The sequence below is a fragment of the Pseudomonas entomophila genome (assembly GCF_018417595.1).
GTDB lineage: Bacteria > Pseudomonadota > Gammaproteobacteria > Pseudomonadales > Pseudomonadaceae > Aquipseudomonas > Aquipseudomonas entomophila_C.
Window position 1 is genome coordinate 1,058,411 of sequence record NZ_CP070982.1, and the last position, 19,920, is coordinate 1,078,330.

A 19,920-nucleotide genomic window follows, 5' to 3' on the forward strand; every position below is an offset into this window, starting at 1 on the left:
CCTGCGCCTCTTATACTTGCCCCGATCAGCGCATGGCGCGCGACGCGCTGTGGGAGCGGGTTTGCCCCGCGATGCGCTATCGACTTCTTCCCCGCCCTTGAATCGGAGAACCCCCATGTTCAAACGCCCACTGGCACTGGCTGCCGGCCTCGTCCTGTCCTGCTGCGCCGTTGTCGCCCAGGCCGCCGACGTACTGCGCGTCAGCGCCATCCCCGACGAAGCGCCGACCGAGCTGCTGCGCAAGTTCAAACCGCTGGGCGAGTACCTGGAGCAACAGCTGGGGATGAAGGTGCAGTTCGTGCCGGTCGCGGACTACCCGGCCGTCGTCGAGTCGCTGGCCAGCGACCGCCTGGACCTGGCCTGGCTGGGCGGCTTCACCTTCGTCCAGGTGCACCTGAAGGATCCCAAGGCCACGCCGCTGGTGCAGCGTGAGCAGGATGCCAAGTTCACCTCCAAGTTCATCACTGCCAACCCGGATGTGAAGAGCCTGGCCGACCTCAAGGGCAAGACCTTCGCCTTCGGCTCGATCTCGTCCACCTCCGGCAGCCTGATGCCGCGCTTCTTCATGCTCAAGAACGACAACATCAAGCCCGAGGCGTACTTCAGCCGCGTCGCCTATTCCGGCGCCCATGACGCCACCGCCGCCTGGGTCCAGGCCGGCAAGGTCGATGCCGGCGTGCTCAACGCCAGCGTCTGGGACAAGCTGGTCGCCGCCGGCAAGGTCGACACCAGCAAGGTGAAAGTCTTCGCCACCACGCCGGAGTACTTCGACTACAACTGGACCGTGCGCGGCAACATGGACCCGGCGCTCAAGGAGAAGATCAAGCAAGCCTTCCTCGCCCTCGACCCGGCCAAGCCGTCGGACAAGGCGATCCTCGACCTGCAGGCCGCCAGCCGGTTCATCGAAACCAAGCCGGAAAACTACGCAGGCACCGAACAAGCCGCGCGCGAGGCCGGCCTGCTCAAGTGAGTATTCGTCTCCAGGGGGCCGGCCTGCGCCATGGCCAGGTCCAGGCCCTGAACAACGTGGACCTGCACATCGACAACGGTGAACGGGTGGCGATCATCGGCCCGTCGGGGGCCGGCAAGTCGAGCCTGTTGCACCTGATGGCCACCGCCGTAAGGCCCAGCACCGGGCAATTGGATCTGTTGGGCGAGCAGCCCTGGTCGCTCTCGTCCGGCGCTCGCCAGCGCTTGCGGGCGCGGATTGGCCTGGTGCACCAGGCGCCGCCCCTGCCGCCTCGCCAGCGTGTGGTGACTGCGGTGCTGGCCGGGCGCCTGGGGCAGTGGGGCACGTTGCGCGGTCTGCTCAACCTGATCCACCCCGGCGATGTACCCGGCGCCCGCGCGGTGCTGACCGAGCTGGGCATGGTCGACAAGTTGTTCGTGCAGTGCGGGCAGTTGTCCGGTGGCCAGTTGCAGCGGGTTGGTATCGCCCGCGCGTTGTACCAGCGGCCTGAAGTGCTGCTGACCGACGAGCCGGTTTCGGCCATGGACCCGGTACTCGCCGACCACAGCCTGGCGTTGCTCAACCGCCATGCCCAGGCCCATGGGGTGACGCTGGTGGCCAGCCTGCATGCGGTGGAACTGGCCCTGACGCACTTCCCAAGAATCATTGGTATTCGCGCCGGTGAAGTCGCCTTCGATTGTCCCGCCGAGGCTGTCACCCCAACAATGCTCGATGCGCTCTACGCCAATGAACAACTGGGCTCTCCAGTAACGCCGACAGCTACCGTGCTGGTGCAGATCCCAAGATGCTGAGTGCCGACCGCCGCGACCCTGCGGCACTCCCGAGATTGCTGTTGTCACTGGTATGCCTGGCCCTGTTGTGGCCGGGGTGGCAGTTGAGCGAGCTCGACCCCGGTGTGCTGTTTCATGCCGAGAACCGCAAGCAGATGGCCAGTTTCGTCGGTGCGTTCTGGCCACCGGCCCATGATGCCGACTTCCTCGCATTGCTGTCGGAGGCCACGTTGCAGACCTTGGCCGTGGCCACGGCGGGCATGACCCTGGCGCTATTGCTGGCCGTGCCCGCGAGCCTGCTGGCCAGCCGCGCGTTGTCGCTGCGGGCGGCGTCGACCGCTGGCCGGTTGGGCCTGTGGTCGCGCACCGTGCGCCTGCCGGTGCGTGGCCTGCTGATCTTCCTGCGCAGCGTGCCCGAGATCGTCTGGGCGCTGCTGTTCGTCCGCGCCGTGGGCCTGGGGCCGACGGCCGGGGTGCTGGCCATCGCCATCACCTACAGCGGCATGCTTGGCAAGGTGTACGCGGAAATCTTCGAGTCGGTGGACCAGCGCCCGGCCCATGCCTTGTTGCAGGCGGGCAGCGGGCGGTTGTCCGCGTTCTTCTACGGGATCCTGCCCCAGGCTTCGACCGAGGTGGTGTCCTACACCGTCTACCGCTGGGAATGCGCGGTACGCGCCTCGGTGGTGATGGGCTTCGTTGGTGCTGGCGGCCTGGGCCAGCAGATCGACCTGTCGATGCGCATGTTCGCCGGTGCCGAGGTGGCGAGCATGCTGCTGACGTTTCTGCTGCTGGTGGTGCTGGCCGATCTGCTCAGCCGCTTCCTGCGCGGGAGGCTGGCATGAACCGGTTGATCAACGGGTTAGTGATTGTCGCGATCCTGGCGGCGGTGGTGGCGTCGTTCGTCTACCTGGAGCTCGACCTGGCCTCGCTCGTCGGCAATGGCGGGTTGGCGCAGATGGGCGAGTATGCCGCGCGCTTCCTGCATCCGGACCTGTCCGTGGAGCACCTGCGCGCGGTCGGGCGCGGGGCGTTGGAGACGCTGGCCATGTCCGGGCTGGGCACGTTGCTGGCGATGGTATTGGGGATGCTCCTGGCACTGCCCGCCGCAGGCCGTTTCGGCTGGCCGCTGCAAGGCGCGGCGCGGTTGCTGCTCAATGGGTTGCGGGCGATTCCCGAACTGGTCTGGGCGGCGTTGACCGTGCTCGCGGCCGGCCTCGGCCCCAACGCCGGCACCCTGGCGCTGGCGCTGCACACGGCCGGCGTGCTGGGGCGGTTGTTCGCCGAAGCGCTGGAGAACGCGCCACCGGAACCGGCCGCGGCGATTCGCTTGCAGGGCGGCAGCCAGATCGCGGCATTCTGTTTCGGCACCTTGCCCAACCTCTGGCCGCAGTTGCTGGCGTACAGCTTGTATCGGTGGGAGAACAACATCCGCATGGCCAGTGTGCTGGGCTTTGTCGGTGCGGGTGGGTTGGGGCAGATGCTGTATGCGACCCTGAGCCTGTTCCAGGAGGCCCAGGCCAGCACGGTGATCATGGCCATGCTGGTGTTGGTGCTTTTGGTGGATGCACTGAGTGATGTGTTGCGGCAACGCTTCGTGCGTGCCTGACGACAGCAACTTGTGGATGGCACCGCCTGCGTCGGTTTCGCGGGTAAACCCGCTTCCACATTTTATTAAACGATATGGCTGAGACACCGCCATCCTTGTAGGAGCGGGTTTACCCGCGATGGGCTGCAAAGCAGCCCTGATCCGGGCAACACAAACTCAGGTGATCACAATGAGCCCCAGACAATCACCTGCTTCACCTCCGCCAGCGCCACCCGCCAGTCACCCGATGTTCGCTGTTCCTCAAATCTGAATGGTACGAAACCCAGTTGTGGATGAAGCAGCAGCCCAACGGTGTTGTGGTTTAAACACAATACCTACACGTCCCTCGCTGCGAACTGTTCACGAACCAGCCCGATCATGCTCTGTACCAGATTTGGAACTACGCCCTATTCTAAGCTGCCTACACGGCAGTGAACTCCCCTTACCGGGCGTACCAGATTTGCTTGATTTTCTGAGCTGCCTATACGGCAGTGAGCCCGTTGAACTCGCTTGGCTTGCTCAGCGTTACTTTCTGAGCTGCCTACACGGCAGTGAACTTTGAGCCAGACACGATCGTCGCCGAGCGCGAATTTCTGAGCTGCCTACACGGCAGTGAACCCGAGGACGCCACTGGCGAGGTCGAGGCATTCGTTTCTGAGCTGCCTACACGGCAGTGAACCTGCGCTGGCCGTGCCCGGTTCATCCGCCGAATTTCTGAGCTGCCTACACGGCAGTGAACATGAAGAAGGCGGCGAGCGCGCAGACCTGCGCTTTCTGAGCTGCCTACACGGCAGTGAACTTCACCGACGCGCCAGCCTCCACGATCCGCGATTTCTGAGCTGCCTACACGGCAGTGAACTTGTCAGCGCCCGGGTTGCGCGCTGCACGAACTTTTCTGAGCTGCCTACACGGCAGTGAACGCAGTACCACCTTCAACGTGCCAGACCTGCGTTTTCTGAGCTGCCTACACGGCAGTGAACGGTGACGCATTCCAAGGCCCTGACGGGCGGTGTTTCTGAGCTGCCTACACGGCAGTGAACATCAACCTGCTGCGGATCGAGGAGAACCTCTCTTTCTGAGCTGCCTACACGGCAGTGAACAAGGTGGTACTGCCATCGCCCGCGCCGCCAAATTTCTGAGCTGCCTACACGGCAGTGAACTGGTTAGCGCAACGGCCGTTGTCAGCCTTGCGTTTCTGAGCTGCCTACACGGCAGTGAACTGACCTCACTGAGATCGACAGCATCTTGCAGTTTTCTGAGCTGCCTACACGGCAGTGAACAGCGCCACTAGTACATCGCCTTATGATGGGTTTTTCTGAGCTGCCTACACGGCAGTGAACACATGGCAGGCAACGCCGTTCCGCCGCTGGCGTTTCTGAGCTGCCTACACGGCAGTGAACGACAAGGAGGTGGCATACGAGGCTGGCCAGATTTTCTGAGCTGCCTACACGGCAGTGAACAAGAACCCGCGCCGCCGGCTCGGCGTCGAGGTTTTCTGAGCTGCCTACACGGCAGTGAACGTGTTGGTCGCGACCTGCTGGGCCAGGCCGTTTTTCTGAGCTGCCTACACGGCAGTGAACGCGAATCGCCCGCCAAACTTCAATGGATCGTGTTTCTGAGCTGCCTACACGGCAGTGAACAGGTTGTTGGCCGGCGCCACCTTGTTCGAGGGTTTCTGAGCTGCCTACACGGCAGTGAACTAGAACCCGAATAACCTAACTGACTGAATGGATTAAGGAATAACTCAGTTCATGCCTCAATACCCTTTTTGCGACCACCCCTGTAAGTCATTGATTTTACGTGGGTGGCCACCTTCTCAAGAAAAAAGGGTCAGAACCACGGCACGGTCGCGTTGCTACTCAAACCATAACTCCCAAAGCCCCCTCCCTGTGCTTCATCGACAAGTGGGCCGTGGCGCACAAACAGCTTGAACAGTTGTCCAGTTGTGTGACTGCGCAATTGTGCAAACGGAAGGTCACTCAGCTTGCGCTTGCTGTCCGGTATGCGCTGCAAGGCTTCCTCTTCACTGATCCCGTGCCGCTTGACCAGCCGCCGACGCAGGCGCTCCGGGTTGCTGTCGACTTGCACCCGCGAAACGCATCGATGCCGAGCGTCAGCTGGCACCTGCTCAACGCCTGATGCCTGGGTATGGTCACGCATTCCGCTGAGCCAGTTGAGCGCTTGCAGTTGTTCCAGAGCGGTTTTGCATCCGTGCACGCGCAGGCGTTTGCCAAGGCTGTACGGTTTCGTACTGTGGTCCGGGAAGCTGATGCCGATATCGTTTCTCTGCAGGTCGTGCAGCGCCCGATGGAGCTTCGCCAGCAGCGCGCTCATCAACATCGCCTGGGGGAAGTCAGGGTCTGGCAGTAGCGTCAGTTCGAGGTACTGATCCATGGCTCAGCCCGCCTCGCCAAACACACCGCCACGGATCAGGGTGGCAATGACAAAGTGCTGTTGCTCCAGGGCTGGCACCTTGTCCTTGAGTACCCAGCCGTCAAGCAGGGAGTAGAAGTCGTCCTTGCTCTTGTTGCGCGGCTGGCGATAGGCCTTGCCCTGGGTGGTGACCGACCCATAGGGTTCGACGGCGATCGGCCCGTTGCTGGCGGCTTCCTCATACCAGGTGTCGATGCTGCGCAAGGCGTTGCCGACCTTCTGCGAGTGAAGCCCGGCAATGCCGCTGACGGTGTACAGGGTCTTGCTCTTGTCGCCACGGCCGCGGTCCATGATCAGTTCCTGGGACGGGAACACTTCCTGGCCGGCACCCAGGCGGGCAAGTGCGGTGATGCGCAGCAGCACATGCTGCTCACCGAGCAGGCCGTTGCTGATGATCTGGGCCAGCGCCTTCAGCGCCGTGGCATTGTTGCCATGGCTGTCGAAATGGCGCAGGGACAGGCTGAGGGCGTCGAAGGTCCAGGTTTCTCGGGCCTGACCGTCCACCAGTTGTTCCACTTTGACTTCGACCTGCTCGGCGCCAATTCGGTTGCGCCAGAGGAAGCGGGCGTTGGCCAGGTTGCAGGCGTAGCGATAGGCCAGTTCGTTGAAACCGTTCTGTTCGGCATAGCCTTTCACGGTTGCTTGAAGTTTGTGCCGGTAAGCCGCGTCGTTGCAGGCCGATGGTTGGTCGATATTGCCCAGCACGCGCAGGGTGAACGAGACCTGAAGGGTATCGGCGTCGTGGGGCAGGGTGGCGACATCAATAGTTTGCGGGTTCGGTTTCTGTACTTCGGCGTCCAGCTTGGCGGGGTCCAAGTCCTTGGTCTTCATGCGGTTGGAAATGGTGCCGCGTACGGACTTTTCACGTACGGCAATTGGCACCCAGCTGTCGCGTTTTTCCCAGTTGCCAGCATGGAACAGCGCGTCCGACGGGTCGAGCTTGCGCTCGAAAGCCAGAACGGAGGCGGTCTTGAGGGTGTCAGTGGTCATTGGCAAATCCTTCTGTAATGAGATGACGGCTTCAGTCGAAGTTGAATACGATGTCGGGTTGGTAATCGTTTCGGCAGCGGTAGAGCCCGCTTTCCACGCAGACAGTCGGGTACCAGAGCAGCTGCTCCATTGATTCCAGGCGGTGTGGACTCAGCCATTCACCGATGCTGTAAAGGCTCTCCACGATCCGAACCGGCGTGTCGCTGTCACGGGCATTGAGTACCGAGCCAGCGGGTTGCAACGGCGTCAGCGCGCCGTAGCCGACCGGAATGGGTACGATCCAGCCGAGGCCCTGACGGTCGTTGTGCCAGGCTGCCTTGCCGCTGGCGTCGGGTTCGCCGGCGTGCCAATTGATCCGGGCCAGTGACAGCAGTGCATCCAAGGCGGTGGCGCCAGGCTGGGTGCTCTGCAGTTCGTTTTGCCGTTGCATCAATAGGTCATGGCGTTCGACCAAAGTGAAGCCAGGTAGCCAATTGGGGGCGGTGTTTGCAAACACTTCCTGGCGATCGTCTTCACTGCCACTCAGGGGCATGAAGTAAGGTGTCTGATCGGTGGTTGGTTGTATCGCCGGTACGAAACTACCACCTGCAAGTCGCAGGCTGTGGAGCAGGTCCAGCAGTTGCCGGGCGAGCGTATTGGCCTGGGACGGGTCATCCAGCGCTGCCCCTTTCACACCCAGCAACAACGTGAGCTCCAGATGGATTCGACCCTCTTCGACGATGGGAGAGGGGCTGCCATTGCGGTCATTCGGGTTGCGTGTGAGGTGCAGGGCTTTCACATAGCGGTCCGAGCTGGCCTGCTCTTCGTGTTGGTGGACAACGACACCAACTGCCGGGAACCTCAAGTCGATGCCTGTCGCACGTGCCTTGCGCTCCAGCGCGCACATCAGCCCAGTGAACGCTGTCATGGACGGGAAGCCGTGAGTCAGAGGGCTGGAAATTGAATTAGCGTTTTGAATGCGCAAGTGAGGCAGAACCAGAAGTGCCTCCAGTTTTGCAAGTTCAGACACGGTTGGCCTCCTTTTGACTGGCGGTGAAGCCTAGGGTGTGCTCGAGTGCCTTGCGGGCCCACTGCAAGTGCTCCGCATCGCTGACGGGGAAGCCTTTATGCCGGAGTAAATTGTTGAGCCAGAGCGCAAAGTGCTTTGCGACCTCATCTGGCCAGGTTTGCTGCTCGACCATTCGTTGAAGTGCCAGATCCTCGTCTGTGAAGTCTGCGCGAATGTCCAGGCTGGCACGGCCAGGATCCAGCCAAACCTGTTCACATAGGGGGAGGCGGCATTCCGAGGTACGGGTCCAGCCCGCAGGTAGTTGGGTGCGGATGCTCAATCCAAACGCGGTCAGGGCAAGGCCGAGTGCTCGCTGAATGCGGTCGAGGCGTTTGCGAGCGGCGAAGTCCGCAGGCGGTTCCTCCTTGAAGTGACCATATAGAGCATTCAGCTGGCGCTGTACTCCGTCAAAGCGATGGAAGCGCGAAAATGCGGAGTCGACCGACAGCAACGGTTTGAGTGCCAGTGATTTCCAGGTGGGGGGAAGGGAGGCAAGCAGGTAGTTCACACCGCCTCGTTCGCTATTGAGCTGGCTGATGTTCTGCGGTTTGGTGCCACCCAGCTTGCGTGCGACGAGTTCACGGTACTCGCGGTAAGTGTCGCTGTGTTCTTCGTTGTTGCGTCGCGCTTGCCGGGCGAGTTTGTTGGCTTCACCAAAGCGTGCATCGTTGATCTCCGTGTGCACGGCATGCACCAGGCTGCTGGGAAACAGTGGTTGCAGCAAATGGAATGAGGCCGTCTGTGTTGGGTCGTTGCCTACACACCAGTACAGCTGCTTGGCTTTTTCATGGGAGACCACCGACTCACCTTGGCGTATCAGGCCCTTGAAGGCTGCTGCCCACGCCGTGGCCTGCTCGATATCGGGCGTTAGCGCACTCAGCAGATCGGGATCGTCGTGCTGCAGCCAGTCGAGCAGCGCACGACCCTCGACCTGCAGTTTGAGAAATTTGTAGACGTCCAGTGCGGCAGCGTTGCCGACAATGTCTGTGGCGTATTGGTCGCCCAATGAGTGGCTACCAACTTCCTTATGGGAGGGGAGTGATTTCGGATCGACGAACAGGCTGCTGCCACGGGCGTCTGGGTGGGTTGCCTTGAGTACATGGGTCACAGCCTGGATTTGTGTCACACGCCGGGCGGCGTCGGCGAGCCAGGTCGAGTACTCATATTTGGCGGCGGTGACGGGGTCGTCCTTGCCGTTGAGCTTGGTGTCGCGGCGGTCGTTGATGAACTGGATGATGGTGCTGCGGAATAAGCTTGATCGTGTGAGTTTTTCTTCCATAAGAAACTCTGACTCATTGCCAGCTTGGCAGTTTGTTGTGAACCAGCCTGGGCAAGGCTGGAATGTTTTTGAGCAGTCTTACCTGCAATTCACGAGGGGACTGTCAGATTTTTTGTGTGCGGGCCGGTAACGGCCTGCCGTCAGGCAGGCCCTGATTCTCACCAGGTCGGCCTGATGAACCGATCTCCGTACAGAATCGCAAATTGATTCATCGCGCTTTTCCAATCATGGGCCGGTTTTCCCCAATTGGCTGTTATGTTGCGCAATCCCAGCCAAATCAGTTTGGTCGCTGCGTCATCATTCGGGAAATGCCCGCGAGTCTTGATGACCTTGCGTAGCTGGGCGTTGATGCTCTCGATGGCGTTGGTGGTGTAAATCACCTTTCTGATGGCCGGTGGGAAGACGAAAAATGGAATCACTCGATCCCAGGCGCGTCTCCAGGCAGCCACCACCGTTGGATATTTCTCGCCCCACGGCCCGTTCTCAAACTCATCGAGTGCTTGCTCAGCCGCTTCAGCATTAATGGCTTGGTAAATCGGCTTCAGCTCCTTGGCCAGAGCCCGCCGCTTGTCCCAGGCCGCGAAGTCGAGGCTGTTGCGGATCAGGTGCACGATGCACGTTTGCAACGTCGTCTCTGGAAACACGGCACTGAGAGCCTCTGGCATACCTTTGAGGCCATCGGTCACGGCAATCAGCACATCTTCGACACCGCGCGTCTTGAGATCGTTAAAGACCTTCATCCAAAACTTCGCGCCCTCGGTGTTCTCGATCCAGATGCCCAGGATATCCCGCGTCCCGTCGGGGAGGACGCCCAGGGCCAGGTAAATGGCCTTGTTGCGCACCAGGCCCTCTTCGCGGATCTTCACCCGCAGTGCATCGAAGAAAATGACCGGGTACATCGGCTCCAGTGGCCGCTGTTGCCACGCGCCAATCTCGTCCATGACCTCGTCTGTCACAGAGCTGATGAAGTCGGGTGAGACCTCTGTTCCATACTGCTCGGACAAAAAGGCTCGGATCTCTCTGACCGTCATTCCACGGGCGTACATGGCGATGATCTTGTCATCGAAACCGGTGTACCGCCGCTCGTGCTTGGGGATCAGAATGGGCGAAAAACTGCCGTCTCGATCGCGAGGAATTTCCAGCCGCAGTGGGCCATCCCCCGTTAAAACCGTCTTGCCACTCTTGCCGTTACGCTGGTTGGTTTCATCCTCTGGGCGCTGCGCGCCCGGCGGATAGCCCAGGTGGTGGCCAAGCTCGGCATGCAGAGCGCGTTCGATCAGGGCCTTCTTGAACGCCGCAGAGGCATCCTCGATAGCTTCTGCGGTCATCAGGCCCTCACCGAACTGCTCCAGCAGCTCTTTGGGGATTTTGGGCAGGTCACGCAAGGGTTTCTTTTTGGTTGGCATACATGCACCTCTTACTCATGTTATGCCCGAACACAAAATTTCTGACACCCTCTTCACGAGTAATGCCATTTAGCCATTAGTAACGGTTCGTGCTCTTCTTGGCAAACCCCAAGACCGGGTGATACCGCCACCCTGACTTGCTGGAAGGGACGCTCACCGGGGTAAATCTCCTGGCACACTCCTCCAACGAAATGTCCTGCGCCACTGCCAACTCTTCCAATTGAGCCATCAGGTCGACCTCACCCCAAGGGCATATACCGCTTCCCAGGTGTGCTTGCAGGTCGACCCTTTCCAGCATGCTTTCACAGGCCAGGTAGTCCGGAGGTTTCCGCTTATCGGGTTGATGCAGGCTATGCAGGCATAGTCGTTCCTCATCGTCATCGAGCTTGAACACCAGATCGACCATTGGCTGTGTCTGCTTGCGAAACGGTTGGTGCTGGGGCAGTACCCAGGTCAGCGCGGCGTTTGGGTATTGCCATGCACAGGTGGCGTCCAAGTCGGATCTGCCATCGCTAGGTAGCATCAGTTCCGCGAGGCGTCGATGTTCGAGGTCCACAAGATTGTCTTTGGTTTTCAAGGCAGCGTCGGGGCGAGGTTGAATACGCGGGCGAGCGTTGAAAGGAGCGAGGTCTTCCTGCGACAGCAGATGCTCAAGGCTGTGCTTGTTCAGGCGGAAGGGATGCCTGGGGTCCTTTGTGTCCTGTTCGAAACCCGGATAGATGAAGGCAGCACAGCTTTCCTTTTCCGGGTCCGATTTGTTCTCGAAGTGTTTCAGGTTGAATTCGAACACCAGCAGATTCGGTGACATGCAAGGCATTCGTCGGTGCCGTTGCACGCGCCCTGCCAGTTGAACCAGCGACCGAACGGAGGAGGGTTCGACGATTGCCCAGTCGTAGTCATGATCTCGGCCAACCTCCGTGACAGGCGAGCCGAGCACCACGAACAGGTGGTCCAGTTCCGGATAGGCATCCAGTGCCTGGCGGACCTCGGGCAGGTCGTACACTGCTTCCGGCTGCTTGCGATTGAGGCATCGATCCAGCCGCGTCTCGATGGCCGAGCGCAGAATCATGGGGAAGCGTGAGTGATAGACGGCCAGGTGAATACGCTGTCCCGTTGCAGCTCCTTGTTTGAATAACGCCAGGGCGACATCGAACAACGGTTCGATATTAGCCATGCGTATCAGGCCAAAGCTCACACGCTTGGCGCTACGCGGACAGGCCTGAGCATGGCGACCGTGGGCCTGTTGCATCGCCTGGAACAGCTGCCCGGCGAAGTGTTCGCGAACGCGGGCTTCAGTGTAGGAGCCTTCCATTTTCCAGGGCAGTATCTCGACATTCCGTATGGGCTTTTCACTTTCGATGCCCAACGCGGCAACGCGCCGGGACACGAACAGTGCATGCTGTTCGGCGAGCGTACCAGCACTGTCACAGTCGAAGTCGAGGGTTGAAAACTCGTCGACCCAAAGGCAGGGGATATCAATCTGCGGATGCGATGCATGCAGAGGTTCGCCACGATTGCGTCGATATTGCTGTCTGCCTGCCTGGTAAGCGTGGAACATGCCGGTCACCAGCGCCGGCGGCAGGGTCGCGGAGGAGAGCAGCACCCGCGATCCAAGCATGCCGGCCCAATGCATCAGTCGGGTGAGTGCCGGCAGGTCGTTGAGGTCGAAGTCATCGAGTTCGTCCAGTACCAGGTCACCACTCATCAGCCTCAGCATCGGCGCGATCTGCCTCCCGGCGCGTTGCGCTTCGGTTGCTGGCATCAGGTGGTCGATGGTGCAGACCAGCAGCGGTGCCGCGAGCATGGCGCGGATGTGCGGGTCCCCCATCGCTTTACCCAGAAGCCCATGGCCATCGGTGTTGCCTTCGTAGAACACATGGCTGTCTTCATCTATCAGGTTCTGGATCGAGGCCGAACCATGGCGTTCATGCTGGGCTTCGAAGTACTCCTGTAGCAGCCCGGAGTCTGAACCGCCTACACGAATGGCCAGTTCGTTATCACCCAGGTACAGGTCATGGCGATAGCTTTCGCCCGTCTGCCGGGTGAGCGTCCTCAAGCCCAAGGCGAAGGCGCAGCGCATGCCAAGCTGCGGGTTGGCGAGGGCATTCATGATCCGCGCATTGGCCAAGGTCTTGCCGCAGCCGGTGGAGGCCATGTTGATGATGAACGCACCACGCTCGGCACTGGCATCGCGCAGGCTACCGGCCTTGTCGGCGGCTTTGTCCTGCCAGCGGAAGCGTTCTTCACCACTGCGTTTGCGCAAGCCCTTGTGCTGGACCAGGCGCGGCAGGTGGCGTTCGAAACGGGGCAGCGCGTGGACGATGCTGGCGCACATCCGCTCCACCCCCAGCAGGTGTTCATCGAGAGGTTGCTTGGGGCTACCGTCGCTGTTGGTGTTGGCGTGCAGTGGTGTCGTACCGTCACCCTGTACCCGCCGGCTATCGCCTGGGCCGAGGCTGGAATAGTGGTGGTCGCCAAGCATCAGGCTCAAGCGTGCCAGGTGCATTACATAAGGGTTGTGCAGCCAGTCGCCTTTGCCGGGTTTGTTGCGCAGTGCCAGCAACTGGTTGGCCAATTTGGCGGCTTTGGCTCGCCACTTCGGTTCGGTTACCGGGAGGCCATGATCGAACTGCCAATAGCTGCCTGGCGATTCAGCACTGTTCGGGTCTGGTGTTTCGTTCCAGTGAGCGCTGATGTTCTCCAGCAAGTGTTCCAGCTTGCGGCGGTTCATGCCTAGGGTTCGGCTACCTAAACGCGTTTCAGTACCTGTGCGCTTGTCTTCGAGATTAGGCACCACCGGCAAACGGTGGTGGCTGACCACCAACCAACCAATGGCGGCTGCCAGAGGCGGAAGCTGGCGAAAGGGCGGAATGGTCTGAGTATCCAGGCCATCACGCATCAACCGGCCTGGTGCAAGCCAACTGGCGTCGTCCTCCAGGGTCGGGGCAGCCAAGCGTTGCAGCCATGTCTCATCGTCATCGTTACCCACGAACGCCTGGAGCAGGCGAAGTGAAATCCACTCGTGGCGATACAGGTTCCGGGTTATGGATTGTGTGCGTAGGCGTTTTTGGAACGAAGCACAGGATTTGCCGAGGTCATGCAGCAGCGCCGCCATGCGGGCAAGCAGTTGGATGTCCTCTGCGGTGTGCCAGTCGTTTTCGTCCTCTTTGCGCAGCATATCGCGTCGTGTGCTGTGGGTAGGGACCGCGCCCTGCGCATTGAAGCGGCTGGCATTGCCGACGATCCACAGCAGTTCACTGTGGTCCAGGCCGCGAATCCAGTGGCAGGCGACGGAGGTGTTGCGCCTGGCGGTTTTCCTCAGCAGGCGACGCAAGGTATCGAGGCCGGCTTTGGTGATGGGCGTTTGCCAGGTACGGTCACCGCGACGCTCGGCGAACTGATCCAGGATCCGGCGGGTTTCGCTGAGCGCGCGTTTGTCGCATTGGGAGATCAACAGGATGTTCACGCCAGTGGTGCTCCCAGTTGTTCGGCGACTGCCTTCAGGCTGTCGATCATGAAGTCCAGGGCTTCGTTGCGCGTCAGACTCTCGATGCACGCCTGGCGGAAGGCCTGCTCATCATCACCGCGCATCGCCGAGAGGAATGCCAGTGGCAGGATAAGGCCGTCCTTGATCAGGTCGGCGACATCGAACACCAGCCCGCCACGGCGTGTCTTGCCATGCAGCACAGCGAGGCCATGCGGCAAGCCAAGTACCCAGGTGGCTGTGGCGCCCAGGCCATAGGCGAGGTAATTGCCGTGGTCGAGAAAGCGATTGGCGGGGTCTGTGCCGCTGCCGCGCTTGGCACGGGTGAACTCACCGTAACGGGTGGCATTGGCGGCGAGCTTGAACAGGCGTTTGGTCAGGCGGGCCTCCTCGGTCAGCAACTCGTCGTGATTGCGGGCCTGCTCGACACGTGAGAGGGATTGGCCAAGCAGGTCGTTGAAGGCAGAGGCGTCAACGCTGAAACCTGCCTTGTCGAACGAGCGATTGCCACACCATTGCTTGCCCAGGTAATCCAGGCGCAGGCGCTGGAATGCCTTGGCGGCGTCCAGGCGTTTTTCTGCGTCAAACCAGAATGAAACCCAGCGTTGCAGGTACTCGGTGGGGCGGTATTCGCTCTGGGGGGAGAACCACGCGATATCGATGCCCACTTCATTGGCGCTGAACAGGGGCGTGGCGCCGCTGCCGCAAAAACCGACCAGTACGCCGGCTCGGGCCAGTTCGCGCATGGCGGCCTGGGTGACCGAGGTGCCAGTCCCCAGCAGCACCGTGGTGGTGTTGGCGATGGGAATGTTCCAGTAGAGCGATTGCTTGCCGGCATCGGTGACGTACTCGACCCGGCCGCCTTTTACCAATACCCGGCAGTGCTGGAGGTAGTAGATGTTGGCTCGTTTGGAGTGGAGGATGCTTTTGAGGTCTGACGAGGGGATGCCTTCCATGGTGGCCGTATGCTCGTGAGTGGATTGGGCTGGTCGTTATAGCTGAGTTGGAGAGCCGGGTGCTTGTGGATTCTGTTGCGAGAGACTTCTGCCTTGCCACGTTAGCTGGGTAGCACGTAGGAGATCACACATACCGCTGTGGGAGCGGGTTTACCCGCTAAAAAGGCGACGCGGAGTTCACGGCGGTTCGACGCTTCGATAAACCCGCCCACATGCACCTCGCCAGCCTCGGTAACAGCACTGTACCTGTAGGAGCCGGCTTGCCGGCGAATGGGCCAGTGCGGCCGGCACAAGGCAGTTGCTCCCACAGGGACCTGTTGAATGAATGGATTACGTGCTGTTCCATGAGAGGAAGACTGACCCTCTTTTTAAGGGCGTGAGGTTGGGCTTTATAAATCAATTAGTTACGGAAGCTGGCGGAAAAAGGGTGTTTGGGCTTCTCAAGTGATTTTGGTTTTATACCTCAATGAGTTAAGGTTTTTGGGCTCTAGTTCACTGCCGTGTAGGCAGCTCAGAAACATGGCGATGATGTCGGCAACCCGGGCGCGTTGTTCACTGCCGTGTAGGCAGCTCAGAAAATGATGGTGCATCAGGCCGACAGGGCGACCCCGTTCACTGCCGTGTAGGCAGCTCAGAAAACCGGCCGAATGTCGTCGTCATTGAGGTGGGCGTTCACTGCCGTGTAGGCAGCTCAGAAATGATGGATTCGGACGACTGCATCAAAGTCATTGTTCACTGCCGTGTAGGCAGCTCAGAAATGGTAGTAGACGTAGCAGTTGACGCCTTGGTCGTTCACTGCCGTGTAGGCAGCTCAGAAATCCTGCGGCCAAGGCCTCAGCCTTCAGAGATGGTTCACTGCCGTGTAGGCAGCTCAGAAATTGATCTTGATCTGCTTTTTCTCTGGAGACTCAGTTCACTGCCGTGTAGGCAGCTCAGAAACTCTGGAGTCGTAACCCTGCCGGCCTGGATGAAGTTCACTGCCGTGTAGGCAGCTCAGAAAAAACGCGCACGCGCGCGACTCAGGCAGTTCCGGTTCACTGCCGTGTAGGCAGCTCAGAAATTGAGTACCGCGGTGAAGCTTGCCTTCGTGACGTTCACTGCCGTGTAGGCAGCTCAGAAAAGCATCGGCTTGCCATCACTACCGGCAATGATGTTCACTGCCGTGTAGGCAGCTCAGAAAACAGCCGTAAAGGCCCGGCAATGGATGGGCCAGTTCACTGCCGTGTAGGCAGCTCAGAAATGTCCACGAACAGCAGCACGGCCCAGGGGCACGTTCACTGCCGTGTAGGCAGCTCAGAAATTCGAGGCCCAGTTGTGTTGGTACTACTCCGAGTTCACTGCCGTGTAGGCAGCTCAGAAATTTGTCGGAGAGGACGCCGGGGACGTTTTCCCGTTCACTGCCGTGTAGGCAGCTCAGAAATTTCAGGCAGCCGCAGCGGTATGGATGGGCGGGTTCACTGCCGTGTAGGCAGCTCAGAAAATGAACAGTTCCTGGTTCCCGATCCGAAGCGCGTTCACTGCCGTGTAGGCAGCTCAGAAAGCGTGGCTCACGGAGACGCGACCCGCCAGCGCGTTCACTGCCGTGTAGGCAGCTCAGAAAGGGTGGTCTGGACGCGTTGCGCGTAAAGAAAGGTTCACTGCCGTGTAGGCAGCTCAGAAATTCAAAGGCCTCGGCTTCCAGTGGCGTAATGCTGTTCACTGCCGTGTAGGCAGCTCAGAAAATGGGGGTTGAAGAGGTTAGGCGTTTGATGGCTGTTCACTGCCGTGTAGGCAGCTCAGAAATGGGTGCGGCCCGACCCTTGGATCAGCAGCGGGTTCACTGCCGTGTAGGCAGCTCAGAAATTGGCACCGGCGCCGACTGGGGCGGCCAGCACGTTCACTGCCGTGTAGGCAGCTCAGAAATGGCAGCGGTACCGGTCCGTTCGATGAGCTGAGTTCACTGCCGTGTAGGCAGCTCAGAAAAACCAGGGAAGCGAAAGCCCCAGGATGATTGGTATTCACTGCCGTATAGGCAGCTCAGAAAACCCAGGCCATGAACGGCAGCGCGAGCTTGGACATTCACCGCTGTGCAGGCGGCTGAAACATCAAGGCGTTTGCAGGCAAGGCTAACGCCTCGCATTCGCCAGCAAGGCTGGCTCCTACAGGTGGAGGGCGAGGCTGAAAGCCAGGCACAAAAAAACCGACCATAAGGTCGGTTTTTTCTGGATCTTGGTGCCCCGAGGGAGACTCGAACTCCCACTCCTTTCGAAAACGGATTTTGAATCCGCCGCGTCTACCAATTCCGCCATCAGGGCTTGTGGCGCCGCAGTATAGAGAGGTCGCACAAGCCGGTCAATCGGCTTTCATGGTCAATTTTCACGCATTGGGCTAAACTTCCCGGCCCTGTCGAACCGAACATCATCATGCGCGTCGCCGATTTCTCTTTCGAACTCCCTGACTCACTCATCGCCCGCCACCCACTGGCCGAGCGCCACGGCAGCCGCCTGCTCGTGCTCGATGGCCCCAGCGGCGAGCTGGCCCACAAGCAGTTCACCGACCTGCTCGAGTACCTGCGCCCGGGCGACCTGATGGTGTTCAACAACACCCGGGTGATCCCGGCGCGGCTGTTTGGCCAGAAAGCCTCCGGCGGCAAGCTGGAAGTGCTGGTCGAGCGCGTGCTCGACAGCCACCGCGTGCTGGCCCACGTGCGCGCCAGCAAGGCGCCGAAAGAGGGCGCGCAGATTCTCATCGACGGCGGTGGCGAAGCTGAAATGGTCGCCCGCCACGATACGCTGTTCGAACTGCGCTTCAGCGAAGAGGTGCTGCCGCTGCTCGAACGCGTCGGCCACATGCCGCTGCCGCCGTACATCGACCGCCCGGACGAAGGCGCCGACCGCGAGCGCTACCAGACCGTCTACGCCGAGCGCGCCGGCGCCGTGGCCGCGCCCACCGCCGGCCTGCACTTCGACGAGGCGCTGCTGGAAAAGATCGCCGCCAAGGGCGTCGAGCGCGCCTTCGTCACCCTGCATGTGGGCGCGGGCACCTTCCAGCCGGTGCGGGTCGACAAGATCGAAGACCACACCATGCATAAAGAGTGGCTCGAAGTGAGCCAGGACGTGGTCGACGCGGTAGAAGCGTGCCGCGCCCGTGGTGGCCGGGTGATCGCGGTGGGCACCACCAGCGTGCGCTCGCTGGAGAGCGCGGCGCGCGACGGCGTGCTCAAGGCGTTCAGCGGCGACACCGACATCTTCATTTTCCCGGGCCGCCCGTTCCACGTGGTCGATTGCCTGGTCACCAACTTCCACCTGCCGGAGTCCACGCTGCTGATGCTGGTCTCGGCCTTCGCCGGTTACCCCGAGACCATGGCCGCCTACGCGGCGGCGGTCGAGCAGGGCTACCGCTTCTTCAGTTACGGTGATGCCATGTTCATCACCCGCAATCCGGCGCCACGCGGCCCAGAGGATCAAGCATGAGTCGCACCTGTCGAATGTCGTTCGAACTGCTGGCCACCGACGGCAAGGCCCGTCGCGGCCGGCTGACCTTCCCCCGTGGCACCGTCGAGACCCCGGCCTTCATGCCGGTGGGCACCTACGGCACGGTCAAGGGCATGCTGCCGCGTGACATCGAGGCCATTGGTGCCGAGATCATCCTCGGCAACACCTTCCACCTGTGGCTGCGCCCAGGTACCGAGGTCATCAAGAAACACAACGGCCTGCACGACTTCATGCAATGGAAGGGCCCTATCCTCACTGATTCCGGTGGTTTCCAGGTGTTCAGCCTGGGCGCCATGCGCAAGATCAAGGAGGAAGGCGTGACTTTCGCATCGCCCGTGGATGGCTCGAAAGTGTTCATGGGCCCGGAAGAGTCCATGCAGGTCCAGCGCGACCTGGGCTCGGACATCGTGATGATCTTCGACGAGTGCACACCCTACCCGGCCGAGCACGACGTGGCGCGCACCTCCATGGAACTGTCGCTGCGCTGGGCCCAGCGCTCGAAGAACGCCCACGGCGACAACACCGCGGCGCTGTTCGGCATCGTCCAGGGCGGCATGTATGAAGACCTGCGCATGCGCTCGCTGGAGGCACTGGTCAACATCGACTTCGACGGCCTGGCCATCGGCGGCCTGTCGGTGGGCGAGCCCAAGCACGAGATGATCAAGGTGCTGGACTACCTGCCCGCGCAAATGCCGGCTGACAAACCTCGTTACCTTATGGGGGTAGGCAAGCCGGAGGATCTTGTAGAGGGTGTGCGCCGCGGCGTCGACATGTTCGACTGCGTGATGCCCACGCGCAATGCGCGCAACGGCCATCTGTTCGTCGATACCGGGGTGATCAAGATCCGCAACGCGTTCCATCGCCACGATGATTCGCCGCTGGATCCGACCTGCGATTGCTACACCTGCACCAACTTCTCCCGCGCTTATCTGCACCACCTGGACAAGTGCGGCGAAATGTTGAGCAGCATGCTGAATACCATCCACAACTTGCGCCATTACCAGCGCTTGATGGCCGGTTTACGCGAGGCTATTCAACAGGGTAAATTGGCCGCCTTTGTCGACGCCTTCTACGCCAAGCGCGGGCTGCCTGTGCCGCCTTTGGACTGACTGTTCGCACCCATTATTAGAAATTCCATTAGGAGAGCCCAATGAGCTTCTTGATTCCCGCCGCCTACGCGGACGCAGCAGCCCCAGCCGCCGGCCCCGCCGGTACCGGCTTCGAGTGGATCTTCCTGGTCGGCTTCCTGGTCATCTTCTACCTGATGATCTGGCGCCCGCAGGCCAAACGCGCGAAAGAACAGAAGAACCTGCTGAGCAACTTGCAGAAAGGTGACGAAGTTGTCACCAACGGCGGCATCGCCGGCAAGATCGTCAAGGTTTCCGATGACTTCGTGGTCCTGGAAGTATCGGACAACGTCGAGCTGAAGTTCCAGAAGGGCGCCATTGCCGCGACCTTGCCAAAAGGTACGCTCAAGGCTATCTGAGTTACCGGTTTCATTTTTCCAGTCGGGGCGCGCAAAGCGC

General features: G+C 60.6%; 14 protein-coding genes, 1 tRNA gene and 2 CRISPR repeat arrays. Of the genes, 7 read left to right on the top strand and 8 right to left on the bottom strand.

What is annotated here, in order from left to right:
• Nucleotides 1-115 precede the first annotated feature (115 nt).
• From JYG34_RS04635 to phnE, 4 genes are read left to right on the top strand one after another with little or no spacing between them, the layout of a single operon-like run.
• A complete protein-coding gene (locus JYG34_RS04635; protein WP_213659675.1) occupies nt 116-970 on the top strand; it encodes a putative selenate ABC transporter substrate-binding protein in 855 nt (284 codons plus the stop codon).
• Nucleotides 967-1,761, top strand: a complete 795-nt coding sequence (locus JYG34_RS04640; RefSeq protein WP_213659676.1) for a phosphonate ABC transporter ATP-binding protein — start codon at nt 967-969, stop codon at nt 1,759-1,761. Before JYG34_RS04635 ends, JYG34_RS04640 begins: the two co-directional genes overlap by 4 nt.
• On the top strand, nt 1,755-2,582 hold the full coding sequence (locus JYG34_RS04645) for a PhnE/PtxC family ABC transporter permease (RefSeq protein WP_213659677.1): 828 nt from the start codon (nt 1,755-1,757) through the stop codon (nt 2,580-2,582). The genes JYG34_RS04640 and JYG34_RS04645 overlap by 7 nt, the downstream gene beginning before the upstream one ends.
• On the top strand, nt 2,579-3,346 hold the full coding sequence (gene phnE / locus JYG34_RS04650) for a phosphonate ABC transporter, permease protein PhnE (RefSeq protein WP_213659678.1): 768 nt from the start codon (nt 2,579-2,581) through the stop codon (nt 3,344-3,346). The genes JYG34_RS04645 and phnE overlap by 4 nt, the downstream gene beginning before the upstream one ends.
• A gap of 388 nt (nt 3,347-3,734) precedes the next feature.
• Nucleotides 3,735-5,025: direct repeats of the CRISPR family, unit length 28 nt; unit sequence TTTCTGAGCTGCCTACACGGCAGTGAAC.
• A gap of 130 nt (nt 5,026-5,155) precedes the next feature.
• On the opposite strand, the gene cas6f is transcribed toward phnE, so the two are convergent.
• The 8 genes from cas6f to JYG34_RS04690 form a co-directional block, all read right to left on the bottom strand.
• Nucleotides 5,156-5,719 (bottom strand): type I-F CRISPR-associated endoribonuclease Cas6/Csy4, encoded by a 564-nt coding sequence (cas6f, locus tag JYG34_RS04655; RefSeq protein WP_213659679.1) that lies wholly within the window; start codon nt 5,717-5,719, stop codon nt 5,156-5,158.
• Nucleotides 5,720-5,722: 3 nt separating this feature from the next.
• Nucleotides 5,723-6,748, bottom strand: coding sequence for a type I-F CRISPR-associated protein Csy3 (csy3, locus tag JYG34_RS04660; protein WP_213659680.1), 1,026 nt, complete (start codon nt 6,746-6,748; stop codon nt 5,723-5,725).
• Between the two features lie 31 nt (nt 6,749-6,779).
• A complete protein-coding gene (gene csy2 / locus JYG34_RS04665; protein WP_213659681.1) occupies nt 6,780-7,757 on the bottom strand; it encodes a type I-F CRISPR-associated protein Csy2 in 978 nt (325 codons plus the stop codon).
• Nucleotides 7,750-9,075, bottom strand: coding sequence for a type I-F CRISPR-associated protein Csy1 (csy1, locus tag JYG34_RS04670; protein WP_213659682.1), 1,326 nt, complete (start codon nt 9,073-9,075; stop codon nt 7,750-7,752). Before csy1 ends, csy2 begins: the two co-directional genes overlap by 8 nt.
• A 158-nt stretch (nt 9,076-9,233) precedes the next feature.
• On the bottom strand, nt 9,234-10,481 hold the full coding sequence (locus JYG34_RS04675) for an IS256 family transposase (protein WP_213657248.1): 1,248 nt from the start codon (nt 10,479-10,481) through the stop codon (nt 9,234-9,236).
• Nucleotides 10,482-10,557: 76 nt separating this feature from the next.
• Entirely contained in the window at nt 10,558-13,947 is a 3,390-nt protein-coding gene (cas3f, locus tag JYG34_RS04680; protein WP_213659683.1) for a type I-F CRISPR-associated helicase Cas3f, read from the bottom strand.
• Nucleotides 13,944-14,921, bottom strand: a complete 978-nt coding sequence (gene cas1f, locus JYG34_RS04685) for a type I-F CRISPR-associated endonuclease Cas1f (RefSeq protein ID WP_213659684.1) — start codon at nt 14,919-14,921, stop codon at nt 13,944-13,946. The genes cas3f and cas1f overlap by 4 nt, the downstream gene beginning before the upstream one ends.
• A 490-nt stretch (nt 14,922-15,411) precedes the next feature.
• Nucleotides 15,412-16,944: a CRISPR direct-repeat array (repeat unit 28 nt; unit sequence GTTCACTGCCGTGTAGGCAGCTCAGAAA).
• 186 nt (nt 16,945-17,130) lie between these two features.
• A tRNA-Leu gene (locus tag JYG34_RS04690) sits at nt 17,131-17,215 on the bottom strand.
• A gap of 108 nt (nt 17,216-17,323) precedes the next feature.
• Between JYG34_RS04690 and queA the strand changes: the two genes are divergently transcribed.
• From queA to yajC, 3 genes are read left to right on the top strand one after another with little or no spacing between them, the layout of a single operon-like run.
• Entirely contained in the window at nt 17,324-18,373 is a 1,050-nt protein-coding gene (gene queA / locus JYG34_RS04695) for a tRNA preQ1(34) S-adenosylmethionine ribosyltransferase-isomerase QueA (protein WP_213659685.1), read from the top strand.
• Nucleotides 18,374-18,387: 14 nt separating this feature from the next.
• On the top strand, nt 18,388-19,503 hold the full coding sequence (gene tgt / locus JYG34_RS04700; RefSeq protein ID WP_162042942.1) for a tRNA guanosine(34) transglycosylase Tgt: 1,116 nt from the start codon (nt 18,388-18,390) through the stop codon (nt 19,501-19,503).
• 41 nt (nt 19,504-19,544) lie between these two features.
• A complete protein-coding gene (gene yajC / locus JYG34_RS04705) occupies nt 19,545-19,880 on the top strand; it encodes a preprotein translocase subunit YajC (protein WP_003259111.1) in 336 nt (111 codons plus the stop codon).
• Nucleotides 19,881-19,920 lie beyond the last annotated feature (40 nt).

What these genes read in the sequence shown, in the direction of transcription:
- JYG34_RS04635 (WP_213659675.1), top strand. Translation starts at nt 116, where the DNA reads ATGTTCAAACGCCCACTGGCACTGGCTGCCGGCCTCGTCCTGTCCTGC.
- JYG34_RS04645 (WP_213659677.1), top strand. Translation starts at nt 1,755, where the DNA reads ATGCTGAGTGCCGACCGCCGCGACCCTGCGGCACTCCCGAGATTGCTG.
- phnE (WP_213659678.1), top strand. Translation starts at nt 2,579, where the DNA reads ATGAACCGGTTGATCAACGGGTTAGTGATTGTCGCGATCCTGGCGGCG.
- cas6f (WP_213659679.1), bottom strand. Translation starts at nt 5,719, where the DNA reads ATGGATCAGTACCTCGAACTGACGCTACTGCCAGACCCTGACTTCCCC.
- csy3 (WP_213659680.1), bottom strand. Translation starts at nt 6,748, where the DNA reads ATGACCACTGACACCCTCAAGACCGCCTCCGTTCTGGCTTTCGAGCGC.
- csy1 (WP_213659682.1), bottom strand. Translation starts at nt 9,075, where the DNA reads ATGGAAGAAAAACTCACACGATCAAGCTTATTCCGCAGCACCATCATC.
- JYG34_RS04675 (WP_213657248.1), bottom strand. Translation starts at nt 10,481, where the DNA reads ATGCCAACCAAAAAGAAACCCTTGCGTGACCTGCCCAAAATCCCCAAA.
- cas1f (WP_213659684.1), bottom strand. Translation starts at nt 14,921, where the DNA reads ATGGAAGGCATCCCCTCGTCAGACCTCAAAAGCATCCTCCACTCCAAA.
- queA (WP_213659685.1), top strand. Translation starts at nt 17,324, where the DNA reads ATGCGCGTCGCCGATTTCTCTTTCGAACTCCCTGACTCACTCATCGCC.
- tgt (WP_162042942.1), top strand. Translation starts at nt 18,388, where the DNA reads ATGTCGTTCGAACTGCTGGCCACCGACGGCAAGGCCCGTCGCGGCCGG.
- yajC (WP_003259111.1), top strand. Translation starts at nt 19,545, where the DNA reads ATGAGCTTCTTGATTCCCGCCGCCTACGCGGACGCAGCAGCCCCAGCC.